This window comes from Sediminicola sp. YIK13, assembly GCF_001430825.1.
In the GTDB taxonomy this organism is placed as follows: domain Bacteria; phylum Bacteroidota; class Bacteroidia; order Flavobacteriales; family Flavobacteriaceae; genus Sediminicola.
This window is the reverse complement of sequence record NZ_CP010535.1, coordinates 182749-194900: the sequence shown is the minus strand read 5'-3', so window position 1 is coordinate 194900 and position 12152 is coordinate 182749. Positions and strand designations below refer to the sequence as shown.

The 12152-nt window shown below is 40.1% G+C and carries 12 protein-coding genes and 5 tRNA genes; all 17 read right to left on the bottom strand.

From position 1 onward, the window contains the following. Positions 1 to 13 precede the first annotated feature (13 nt). Entirely contained in the window at positions 14 to 703 is a 690-nt protein-coding gene (gene rplA / locus SB49_RS00965; RefSeq protein WP_062052999.1) for a 50S ribosomal protein L1, read from the bottom strand. Positions 704 to 723: 20 nt separating this feature from the next. Continuing rightward, positions 724 to 1161 (bottom strand): 50S ribosomal protein L11, encoded by a 438-nt coding sequence (gene rplK / locus SB49_RS00960; protein ID WP_062052997.1) that lies wholly within the window; start codon positions 1159 to 1161, stop codon positions 724 to 726. Positions 1162 to 1230: 69 nt separating this feature from the next. Continuing rightward, positions 1231 to 1782, bottom strand: a complete 552-nt coding sequence (gene nusG, locus SB49_RS00955; RefSeq protein WP_062052996.1) for a transcription termination/antitermination protein NusG — start codon at positions 1780 to 1782, stop codon at positions 1231 to 1233. Between the two features lie 9 nt (positions 1783 to 1791). Further along, a complete protein-coding gene (gene secE / locus SB49_RS00950; RefSeq protein WP_062052995.1) occupies positions 1792 to 1980 on the bottom strand; it encodes a preprotein translocase subunit SecE in 189 nt (62 codons plus the stop codon). Between the two features lie 171 nt (positions 1981 to 2151). Beyond that, a tRNA-Trp gene (locus SB49_RS00945) sits at positions 2152 to 2224 on the bottom strand. A gap of 64 nt (positions 2225 to 2288) precedes the next feature. Beyond that, positions 2289 to 3476: an elongation factor Tu gene (gene tuf, locus SB49_RS00940; RefSeq protein WP_062052994.1), complete on the bottom strand. Its 1188-nt coding sequence runs from the start codon at positions 3474 to 3476 to the stop codon at positions 2289 to 2291. Positions 3477 to 3530: 54 nt separating this feature from the next. Then, a tRNA-Thr gene (locus SB49_RS00935) sits at positions 3531 to 3602 on the bottom strand. A gap of 177 nt (positions 3603 to 3779) precedes the next feature. Then, positions 3780 to 3852: transfer RNA gene (locus SB49_RS00930), tRNA-Gly, on the bottom strand. Between the two features lie 93 nt (positions 3853 to 3945). Continuing rightward, positions 3946 to 4027: transfer RNA gene (locus tag SB49_RS00925), tRNA-Tyr, on the bottom strand. A 24-nt stretch (positions 4028 to 4051) separates the two neighbouring features. Continuing rightward, a tRNA-Thr gene (locus SB49_RS00920) sits at positions 4052 to 4125 on the bottom strand. A 103-nt stretch (positions 4126 to 4228) separates the two neighbouring features. After that, positions 4229 to 4531, bottom strand: a complete 303-nt coding sequence (gene hpf / locus SB49_RS00915; RefSeq protein ID WP_062052993.1) for a ribosome hibernation-promoting factor, HPF/YfiA family — start codon at positions 4529 to 4531, stop codon at positions 4229 to 4231. Positions 4532 to 4574: 43 nt separating this feature from the next. Next, the gene (locus SB49_RS00910; RefSeq protein ID WP_062052992.1) at positions 4575 to 5465 is read right to left on the bottom strand and encodes a tyrosine-type recombinase/integrase; all 891 of its coding nucleotides are present in this window, start codon (positions 5463 to 5465) and stop codon (positions 4575 to 4577) included. 105 nt (positions 5466 to 5570) lie between these two features. Further along, the gene (gene rpsU / locus SB49_RS00905; protein WP_062052991.1) at positions 5571 to 5765 is read right to left on the bottom strand and encodes a 30S ribosomal protein S21; all 195 of its coding nucleotides are present in this window, start codon (positions 5763 to 5765) and stop codon (positions 5571 to 5573) included. 92 nt (positions 5766 to 5857) lie between these two features. After that, positions 5858 to 7027: an acyl-CoA dehydrogenase family protein gene (locus SB49_RS00900; RefSeq protein WP_062052989.1), complete on the bottom strand. Its 1170-nt coding sequence runs from the start codon at positions 7025 to 7027 to the stop codon at positions 5858 to 5860. Positions 7028 to 7037: 10 nt separating this feature from the next. Continuing rightward, positions 7038 to 7916 (bottom strand): ComEA family DNA-binding protein, encoded by an 879-nt coding sequence (locus tag SB49_RS00895; protein ID WP_062052987.1) that lies wholly within the window; start codon positions 7914 to 7916, stop codon positions 7038 to 7040. Between the two features lie 162 nt (positions 7917 to 8078). Then, positions 8079 to 9893 (bottom strand): sodium-dependent transporter, encoded by a 1815-nt coding sequence (locus SB49_RS00890; RefSeq protein ID WP_062058721.1) that lies wholly within the window; start codon positions 9891 to 9893, stop codon positions 8079 to 8081. A 146-nt stretch (positions 9894 to 10039) separates the two neighbouring features. Then, positions 10040 to 12106, bottom strand: a complete 2067-nt coding sequence (locus SB49_RS00885) for an amino acid carrier protein (RefSeq protein WP_062052985.1) — start codon at positions 12104 to 12106, stop codon at positions 10040 to 10042. Positions 12107 to 12152: the final 46 nt, after the last annotated feature.

The following is a 12152-nucleotide window of genomic DNA, read 5'->3' as shown; positions in this document are numbered from 1 at the left end:
TTTAAACTAACAGTTATACTCCTTTAGGATCTAGTTGCATACTAGGGCTCATTGTACTAGACAAATAAATGCTCTTCATGTATACCCCTTTTGCAGCAGCAGGTTTTAATTTGTTCAGAGTATCCAAAAGTTCTTTGGCGTTTTCCGCTAGCTTATCCTCTGAGAAAGATACTTTCCCGATCGCAGCATGTACAATACCAGTTTTGTCTACTCTAAAATCAATCTTACCAGCCTTTACTTCTGCAACCGCTTTAGCGACATCCATAGTAACTGTTCCTGTCTTTGGATTGGGCATTAAACCTCTTGGTCCCAATACTCTACCCAAAGGACCTAATTTACCCATAACACTTGGCATGGTGATGATTACATCAACATCGGTCCAACCGTTTTTGATTTTTTCCAAATACTCATCCAACCCTACATAATCAGCACCAGCTTCTGTAGCTTCTGCTTCTTTATCCGGGGTTACCAACGCTAAAACCTTAACGTCCTTACCTGTTCCGTGTGGAAGTGTAACAACACCACGTACCATTTGATTCGCTTTTCTTGGATCTACACCCAATCTTACAGCGATATCAACAGACGCGTCGAATTTTACGTTTGTTATCTCTTTTACTAAAGCTGAAGCTTCCATCAAGGAATATAGCTTGTTTCTATCTACCTTAGAAAGCGCTTCTTTTTGCTTTTTTGTTAATTTTGCCATTCTAAATTGCTTTTAAGATTTTAAAAAGGTTTGGTCCCTGAAACTTTTAAACCCATAGATCTAGCCGTACCCGCAACCATTGTCATAGCTGCTTCTGAGGTAAAGGCATTTAAATCTACCATTTTGTCATCGGCTATAGCTCTTATCTGTTCCCAGGTAACGCTAGCCACTTTGTTTCTGTTAGGTTCGCCAGATCCTTTTTTAATCTTAGCTGCTTCCATAAGTTGAATTGCCGCTGGCGGTGTCTTAACAACGAAGTCAAATGACTTGTCCTTAAATACCGTGATAACAACTGGCAATACTTTGCCTGGTTTATCCTGTGTACGCGCATTAAACTGCTTACAGAATTCCATGATGTTAACGCCGGCAGCACCTAAAGCGGGTCCAACCGGTGGCGACGGATTCGCTGCACCTCCCCTAACTTGTAGTTTAACTACTTTACTTACTTCTTTTGCCATTGTTTAAAATTAAATTGAAAGCGTGTCTTTTTGGAAGCGACACTACCTTATATATGTAACAATTCTTACTTATACTTTTTCTACTTGCATATAGCTAAGTTCCAATGGAGTTTTTCTTCCGAAAATCTTCACCATTACCTCTAGCTTGCGCTTTTCTTCATTTATCTTTTCAACGGTACCGTTGAAACCATTGAAAGGTCCGTCTATAACCTTTATAGTTTCACCCAAAACAAAAGGAATAGCTACGCTGTCCGTTGTAACGGCCAACTCATCTACTTTTCCTAACATTCTGTTCACCTCGGATTTTCTAAGTGGCACGGGATCTCCCCCTTTTGTTTCACCCAAAAATCCTATAACGTTCGTAATGGAACGTATAATATGTATCATCTCTCCACCTAAATTGGCCTTGATCATGATGTAACCAGGAAAATAAACTCTCTCCTTGTTGATTTTCTTACCATTTCTTATTTGAACCACCTTTTCAGTAGGCACAAGAACCTCTTCCAGGTAATCTTCAAAACCAAGTCTCGCAACTTCTGTTTCGATATACCCTTTTATCTTGTTCTCCTGACCACTAACAGCCCTAACTACATACCATTTTTTATCTAATACTTCCGACATAGGCATGACTTAGTTGATTATTTTAGTAAAATACAATTGGATCAATTCTCCAAAAAGACTATCAACACCCCATGTAGCTAATGCAAAAATAATTGAAAACACTGCTACTATTACCATCAAATTTGATGACTCAGCCCTTGGAGGCAGGGTAACATTGTTTCTAAGCTCTTCAACGGATTCCTTAATATAAGTCAACATGCTGTGAAAGGTTTTCTATAGTTTTAATAAGAATGGCTGTTTATCAACTTCATTCTTTATGATTCGGGAAAAAAATAGGACTTAATAAATGAACTACTTTTTAGACCCTATCCCACTTGTTTAATTTTCCATATCGGGTCCGTCATTTAAGACTTTCCCTTTTAACATTAGCACGGGAGGAGAGACTCGAACTCCCGACACCTGGTTTTGGAGACCAGTGCTCTACCAACTGAGCTACACCCGTTTATATTTACACTGAAAGGTATCCCACATAGCAGGACACCCTCAGTGCAATATTTATAATGTGATTAATCTAAAATCTCAGTAACCTGACCAGCACCTACTGTTCTACCACCTTCACGGATTGCGAAACGTAGACCAACACTCAATGCGATCGGAGACAATAAATCAACAGTAATAGTTAAGTTATCACCTGGCATTACCATTTCAACACCATCAGGAAGATTGATAGTTCCTGTTACGTCAGTGGTTCTTACGTAGAACTGTGGACGGTAGTTGTTATGGAATGGTGTGTGACGACCACCTTCTTCTTTTTTAAGAACATAAACCTCTGCTTTGAATTTAGCATGTGGCTTAACAGAACCTGGCTTACAGATAACCATTCCTCTTTTGATCTGTGATTTTTCAATACCTCTTAACAAGATACCTACGTTATCACCAGCTTCACCTCTATCCAAGATCTTACGGAACATCTCTACTCCAGTAACAGTTGAATTTAATTTTTCAGCTCCCATTCCGATGATCTCTACTGGATCTCCAGTGTTTGCAACTCCTGTTTCGATACGACCTGTAGCAACAGTTCCACGACCAGTAATTGTAAATACATCTTCAACAGGCATCAAGAAAGGCTTATCAACATCTCTTTCTGGCAATTCAATCCAGCTATCAACAGCTTCCATCAAGGACATTACTGTATCAACCCATTTTTGCTCACCGTTAAGTGCTCCTAATGCAGAACCAGCGATTACAGGTCCATTGTCACCATCATAGTCATAGAAAGAAAGTAATTCACGTACTTCCATCTCAACAAGTTCCAATAATTCCTCATCATCAACCATATCCACTTTGTTCATGAATACAACAATCCTTGGAATACCTACCTGGCGACCCAAAAGGATATGCTCACGAGTTTGTGGCATTGGACCATCTGTAGCGGCAACAACCAATATAGCACCGTCCATTTGGGCAGCACCAGTAACCATGTTCTTTACGTAATCCGCGTGACCAGGACAGTCAACGTGAGCGTAGTGACGGTTTGCAGTTGAATATTCTACGTGTGATGTGTTGATAGTAATACCTCTTTCTTTTTCTTCAGGAGCGTTATCGATAGAATCGAAACTTCTCATTTCAGAAAGACCTGCATTTGCCAAAACAGTTGTAATAGCAGCAGTTAATGTAGTTTTACCGTGATCTACGTGTCCAATAGTACCTATATTTAAGTGCGGTTTGGAACGATCAAAAGTTTCCTTTGCCATGTTTAATGAATTTTAATCTTAGTTTATATTAGTGTACAAATTATGCCTTGAATGAGCCAATGATGAGATTTGAACTCATGACCTCTTCCTTACCAAGGAAACGCTCTACCCCTGAGCTACACCGGCGTCTTTAAGTTTTATAGCCAGTTATAACCAAAACTTAAAACTATAACCATAAACTCAAAGTAAAGCGTTGACGGGTTTAATCCCGACTTCGCTCTGAACAAAATATTCAATATTTCGTCCATTTAATCCCAATTGCCTAAAGCCCCAGTAAAGGAGCTATTTGCAATTAAAATTTAGAGCGGGAGACCGGGTTCGAACCGGCGACATTCAGCTTGGAAGGCTGACGCTCTACCAACTGAGCTACTCCCGCATTTTAATTTTTAGGCAAACCTAAAAATTTATTTCATAATTTCAAAAACAAACGTTCTGTATTTTCATACAAAGACCCTTTAAGCCTTTTTTGTGGGGAGAGCAGGATTCGAACCTGCGAAGACGTAGTCAGCAGATTTACAGTCTGCCCTCGTTGGCCGCTTGAGTATCTCCCCAAACCAATATTTTAAGAACTTAAGAGCCGATAGAGGGACTCGAACCCACGACCTGCTGATTACAAATCAGCTGCTCTAGCCAGCTGAGCTACATCGGCCTTTTTACTTCCTTTTTCTTTCACAAAAAAGCCCGCTATTTCTAACGGACTGCAAATGTATACGTTTTTTTAATTATTCAAAACATTTTTTAAATAATTTTAATCAAACTTGTGCTTTTAATTTTTCCTTGCGTTTCACCAATTTTCTTTCCAACGAACTAGATGCCACATCCACAGCCTCTTCGAAGGTTTTACACTGCTTTTTTATTATAAATTGATCTTTGGGAACATGTACCTTAATCTCAACAATTTTATTTTCTTTGGAACTTGTATTCTCCACCTTAAGGTAGACATCAGAACTGATGATCTTGTCGTAAAATTGATCTAGCTTGTTCAATCTGGATTGAACAAAGTCGATTAGCTTTCCTTCCGCATTGAAATTAACGGATTGAACATTTACTTTCATAGGCCTAAATTTTAAAAATTAAACATTAAAAAAGAATAAAGTGCTACTTCTTGTTCCTAGGATGGGAAGCTGAATGTACTTTTTTAAGTTCGGCAATGCTATTATGGGTGTAAACTTGTGTAGAGGCTAAACTTGAATGTCCCAACAATTCTTTGACCGAATTTAAATCCGCACCCTTGTTGAGCAAGTGAGTCGCAAATGTGTGTCTTAATATATGCGGGCTCTTCTTTACCTTAGAGGACACTTCTCTAAAATACCGATTTATAATTCTATAAACAAGTGTTTCATATATTTTATTACCGGCCTTTGACAAAAAGACAAATTCCCCATCTTCAATAGTTTCCAAGGCATCCCTATACTCAAAATACTGAATGAACAACTCCCTTGTAGAAGACAACAAAGGCAGGATGCGCTCTTTGTTGCGCTTCCCCAAAACCTTAAGCGTCATACTGGAAAAATCCACGTTGCCTATCTTTAAATTGATCATTTCCGCCCTACGCATCCCCGTAGTATACAAGAGGGCCACGATCAACTTATCCCTTGCACCTTCAAAATCATCGGCATACGATATTTGCTGCAGCACGGCTTCCATTTCCAATTCGGAAAATGGTATCTCTACTTTTTTTGTGGTTTTTAAAGCGGTATGCTTCGCCAACGGATTGGCAGTTATTTGTCCAATGCGCAGCAAAAACTTATAATAGGCCTTTAGAGAGGCTATTTTTCTATTGATCGTTCTATTGGATATCCCAGAGTCCACCAACCGCACAATCCAACTTCTAATGAGGCTGTAATTGGCGCTATCAATGTCTTTTAATGAAAATTCTTCCGCACAAAACAACGCCCACTCTTCCAAATCGGCCTTATATGCAGTAACTGTATGGGGAGAGTATTTCCGCTCCAAGGAAAGGTAGGACAAAAAGGACGGAATCGACATAGGTCAGCTTTAATAGCTAAATTACCATTTTATTAACAGGATTAAGCATAAAAAAAGAGAATCCCGCCATAGGCAGGATTCTCTAACTTATCTTGTTCCAAGGAACTATATCTCCTCTTGATCTCTAAGACCTTGGATATATTGTGCTTTTTGAACTTGAGCTCTACGCTCTACAGAAGGCTTACTGAACGCCTGACGCTTTCTCAACTGACGCATAGTACCAGTCTTATCAAACTTTCGCTTGAAACGCTTTAGCGGCCTATCTATATTCTCTCCTTCTTTAATTGGTATAATTAACATAAGCTTTAACCTCCTCTCTTTTGTGATTTTTAAGACTGCAAATATAGTAACTTAATTCAATTGGACAATCTAATTCCAAATAAAAATAAGCACTAAACTGTGGCAGGCTTGTATTCCTTTTTATCTATAACCATTTTAGCGATAATTTCCCTGAGTATTTCAGAGGTGCCACCACCAATTGGTCCTAACCTACTATCCCTAAAATTACGGGCCATAGGATAATCCTCAATATATCCATAACCTCCTAGAAATTGTAAACATTCAGTGGCGACCTCATCGGCCACTTTAGTGGATTTCAATTTAGAAATCGTAGCTTCCTTGACAACGTATTGCCCTTTATCCAGACGATAGGCTACAGAATAATTATATTCCTTACACATGTCTATATCTCCATACATATCAGCTATTCTATGTCTTAAAGCCTGGAATTTATTTATGGACTTTCCGAAGGCCTCTCTTTCTGACATATAATTTAACGTATATTCCAAAGCGTGTTCTGATCTTGCATGGGCATTGACACCCATAATCAGACGCTCCAAGGCAAAATGCTCCATGATGTAAGAAAACCCCATATCTTCCTCACCCATGAGGTTCTCAACTGGTATTTTCACATTATCGAAAGCTATTTCGGCCGTATCCGAAGCACGCCAACCTAATTTATTTAATTTGTTAGCCGTGACCCCTGCACTCTGCCTATCCACCACAAAAATGCTAATTCCTTTATTTCCAAGAGAAGGGTTTGTTTTTGCCGCAACGATCATATAGTCCGCATAAACTCCATTGGTAATAAAAGTTTTGGAGCCATTTAAGATATAATGATCACCTTCCTTAACAGCCGTGGAACGCATCGCTGCAACATCACTTCCACCAAATGGCTCTGTAATGCACAAACATCCAATTTTATCCCCGTCAACACTTGGTCTCAAATACTTTTCCTTGATATTGGTATCTGCTTCTTTGTTCAAGTGGGTCATGGCCAAATAAGCATGTGCCCAAATAGCTGCTGCAAACCCTCCTGAATTTACCTTTTGTAATTCTTCCAGTAAGATAATCGTATAAAACAGGTCCAACCCTAATCCACCATCCTCTTCTGGAGTGGCTAGACCAAAGTAGCCCATATCGCCAAATTTCTTCCAGATAAACCTTTCAATGGTTCCGCTTTCTTCCCATTTATCTATGTGGGGGACAACTTCTTTTTGTAAAAAATCTTTTAGGCTCTGCCTAAATAGTTGATGTTCTTCAGTGAAGTACATACTTTGCATATCTTTTTTTTTATAATGACAAATATAATTTAATTATATCAATCTTATCCGCAGGAAAACCTTGTATTTCTGTTAATTCCTCAAAACTAGTGACCCCTCCATTTTCTTCTCGAAAAGCTACGATGGACCTGGATAACTTATAGGGAATATAAATCAACTGGGCCAACTCATCACTGGAGGCAGTATTGATATTAATTTTTGAGATAGTCGGTTTGCTCAACAGCTTAAACCTCGTCAATACCCGATCCGCAACCTCCTGCTCAAGGCCATAAACATGATACAATTGGCCTTCCTCCAAAAAGCCGCCCAAACGATCTCTGAATTTTACGATCCGCACGGACAGCTTTTCTCCTATTCCGCGCACAACTCTCAACTCTTCGGCCGAAACTGTATTGAGATCCCTTACCGCAATAGCCCTTTGGGGTATGAAAGCGTCCTCCCGGCTTCTATTGACCGATGGCGAATTGGCTGTTGTTTTCCTCGTCCATTCTGGAAATTTAAAGTAGGGTGAAATCTTTGTCAACAAGGAATCATCAATTTGTGTTACCTGTTGAAAATCGGAAATAGAATTGACAAACTTGCCCTTAGCCCTAAAGGCATGAAGCCTATCTATTTCCTTAACGCTAAGACCCAGAACATAGCCCTTATGGTCACTGATGAAGTTTGGATTAAAAGGATAGGTACGAATGGTATCCCGATTAGACTTCAAGGCCTCGATTTTTTCTTGAAAATCCCTATCAACTACAACAGAGCTTTCGTTAGTGGCGGGGTTAAGTTTTAGATAGAAGTATCCTACCTGCAGTACTATGATTATGGCAAGCAAAAAGAACAACCCATTCTGTTCCTTTTTATTGAATTTAAAATGGGATGTTTTACCTTTTTTTCTCAAATTGTTTACCTTATTCTTCTTGTCTGATCACCACATCGTCATTATCAGAATATGAATCCGGCTCTGGCCTTGGCGGAGTTGTCAATACCTTGTAAAAAAAATATCCAGCAAAGAATATTACAATTCCTTGGGCTAAAAACATAACAATTAAAGCTGACGTGTTCATAATGTGGCCCTCCCCTCTCTTCTGCGTTTGTTATAAGCTAAATATACTAAAAATGCAATAAATGCAAACATGGCAAGCAACATGCATCTACCTATGTTCTTATAAAATACTTTATTGATGAACGAGCCCTTCGCAATCACATCCCCGGGCTTTACGACATCTCCAACTTTTACAATGACACTCTGATCATCCTTGAAGGAATATGTTCTATAATCGATAAATTTCTCCTCAAAAGAGACCTCCTTCACTTTGTCATACCGTTTTCTGGTATTTTCAAAGGAAAATTTAACCTGATGCGGCTCCATTTCATCAACAGTTCCCAACGATGTGCCATCACTATTGAACTTTTCTGCATAAAACTCGTCAGCAAACGAAGTGTTATTATACGTATCCTTGTGAAGTATGCTATCCACCATGTTGGGAATACTGGCCAAAAAGACCCAACCCAACAATACTGGAGTAATAAATTTGATAATAAACTTATACACCAAAGGGATCTTTATATCGGCCCCAATGTTTATTTCCTTCCACCCTTTTTCCATACCAAAGATCCAGGCAAAAAGAATAACTTCAAAAAGCGCAAATACTACTAAGCTAACGGTACCGCCCCAATAGTCATAATCGTCAAATACGCCCTCTTGAAAAAAGAATACGGTGGGCAACCCCATCAACAGGGCCAATGCCCCAAAAGACCAAGCTCCTTTTTTTTGGCCCCAACCAAACTCGTCCCTCATAAAACCGATCCATGGTGTCCCCATAGCCAAAGAACTGGTAATACCAGCAAAAAACAACAAGCCAAACCACATTACCCCAGCTACCGCTGCCAAAATTGGTCCCCACTGCTGAAAGAGATAGGGCATGGTCTGAAATGCCATCCCAAAACCCGCATTATTGATGACCCAATCCAATCCAAGATATCCGGCCGCAATTGGAATAACTATAGCGCTACCAAGCACCACTTCCACAAAACCGTTCATAAAGCCTGCAGAGACGGCATTTAACGCGATATCGTCCTTACTTTTTACATAGGATGCATAACAATGAATGGTTCCCATACCAACTGATAGGGTAAAGAAAATTTGTCCGGCTGCCGCCAACCAAACCTTGGGATTCAATAAGGTATCGTATTGCGGAGTCCAAAGGAAATTTAACCCGTCCCAGGCATTGGCATCGGGAAAAAGATCAGAAGCTCCACTCGTACCAAGGGTGTAACCGCGGATGGCAAGAAACACTCCAAATAGGATCAAAAGGGGCATCCCTATTTTGGCCACCTTTTCTACCCCACCCAATCCCTTGGAAAGGATAAAGGTATTCAAGGCCAAACAAAGCACATAAAATATGATGGCTTCATAAGGAATCCCGGTTGTGCTTACGCCCACATCAACATAAGAGTTAAAAAAACCAGCGACTTCCCCTTGGGACATTCCTCCAAATGTGCCTGCTATCGAATGGTATACATAGGACAGGGTCCAAGATTCTATATAGGCATAATAAGCTACAATGGCCAAGTTGGTAAAAATACCAAAGACCCCAATATATTTTAAGATCCTCCCCTTGACCATGGAGTCAAAAATATAGGGCGTGCTATGGTTGCCAAACTTACCACCATAACGTCCAGAGGACCATTCTATGAACAACAGAGGTATCCCCATCAATAAAAAACAAACCAAATATGGAATGATGAATGCACCCCCTCCATTTTGTACAGCTTGAACCGGAAAGCGAAGGAAGTTCCCCAATCCTACAGCATTGCCTGCCATTGCCAAAATTAGTCCCATCCTGGAGCCCCAGGAATCTGATGTTTTTGCCATGATGTATTGGTTGAATTTAAGATCCATTCAACCGGCCCGAAATATCGTAAAAAAAAGAACATCTCAAAGGAAATAATTTAAACAGAAAATCCCGTTTAAATTGCTCTTAAAACAACTTAAACGGGACCTTCAAAAGGTATTATATTTTACTTAACCTCTTGCTTTTTGAACAATTTGTTGTCCTTTAGATCTGCCCAATATTTGTTCAGATCGGTTTTCACTTCTCCAGACATGATATACAATCCTATAATATTAGGAAAGGACATAGCCAAGATCATCATATCGGAAAAATCCAGTACTGCCCCCAAACTCACAGAAGCACCAATGACCACAAATACCAAGAATAACATTTTGTAGGCATACTCAGTTTTTTTGCTCTTACCAAATAAATAGGTCCAAGCTCTCATTCCGTAATAAGACCATGAGATCATAGTAGAGAATGCAAATAGGAATACTGCCAAGGCCAATACATAAGGGAACCAAGAAATTTGGCTTCCAAAGGCATCAGAAGTCAATTGGGCTCCGGCCATACCTTCTACTTCATGCATCCCGGTAAAGATAAGTACCAACGCAGTTAGGGTACATACCACTACGGTATCTATAAAAGGTTCTAAAAGAGCTACAAACCCTTCCGAAGGCGGATGGTTTGTCTTGGCCGTACTATGGGCAATAGCTGCCGAACCTACCCCTGCTTCGTTGGAGAAGGCCGCTCGTTGGAATCCTACGATCAAAACACCTACAACCCCTCCCTTAAGCGCACTTGGACTGAAAGCTCCATCTACAATTGCAGAAAATGCAGGTCCAATATTTTCTATGTTCATTATGATTACCGCCAAGGCTGCAACAATGTAAACGGAGGCCATAATTGGCACTACCCTACCTGTTACTTGGGCAATACTATTGATCCCCCCAATAATTACAACACCTACAAGAACGGCTGTTATTACCCCAAACCAAAATCCATTTCCTACAAGTGCCGGAAATTGGCCAGATAATTGTTCAAACGACTGGTTGGCTTGGAACATATTACCTCCACCAAAGGAAGCACCCACGGCCAAGACCGCAAATAATCCCGCCAATACTTTTCCAAAACCTTTCATGTTTCTTTTCTCCAGACCATATCTCAAATAATTCATTGGTCCACCAAAAACACGTCCATCAGGAAGGATGTTCCTATATTTTACCCCCAGGGTACACTCTACAAATTTTGAAGACATGCCCAATAATCCACAAACGATCATCCAAAAGGTAGCTCCTGCTCCCCCTAAAGATACGGCTACACCTACCCCGGCAATGTTACCCAATCCAACCGTACCGGATACAGCCGTGGCCAGAGCCTGAAAGTGGGTCACTTGTCCTGGAGCATCAGGATCATCATATTTCCCTTTGGCCAAATCCAAAGAATGCCCAAAGCCCTTGATGTTGATAAAGCCCATCCTTATGGTAAAGAACAATGCACCCAATACCAACCATATTACTATAAATGGAATTCCTTTTTCTTGTGGATCTCCATTTGGATGTCTAATAATTTCCGGACTGTCATATTTTACGGAAGCCAAATAGTGGGCTCCTTGTTCTATCACATCCTGCTGATTGTTTGAATCGTATATTACACCACCTTCTTTTACCAAATATTTTAAGCTTCCGTCCACAGATGAATTTACTGTTTCTGCAGCTCCATCATTTCTGGACACAATAGCGATTGCATCACCCTTCTTAACTTTTGCCCCTTCAGGCTTTAACCATTTCTGAAGTACAAATTTATCATCTGCTTCAGGAGACCATCCTGGAGCCCCTATTAGTTTCACATCGGCATAAATCACTGGGTCGTAAATTCCAATGGCTGCAAAAGGATCCCAAAAAAGCACAGATCCCAATGCACTTACCGCAGGGGTCATTGCGCCATTGAATACTTCTGTGATTTCTTCTGTTGGAACCTTATATGATTTTGAAACAGACTTCCCATCGGCATCCGTTATGGTCACATCATAAGCAAGACCTTCTACCAAGTCACTTGCCCGTTTAGAAGACAATGGGGTAGCTTGATTGCTCCATTTGTAAGTATATGGGGCGGTTCCTCCCTCTACCTCTAGTTCTATAACACCATCATTGATCCTTTTAGATGGGTTGATAAGTTTTTCAGTTACTGTTAATTCTTGGGAAAAAACTGCTAAGGACAGCAGCATAAAAATGGAGGAAATATATTTCTTCATAAGAAATTTATGTTGGTATGATTTGATTAACGCTCGGCAATATCTT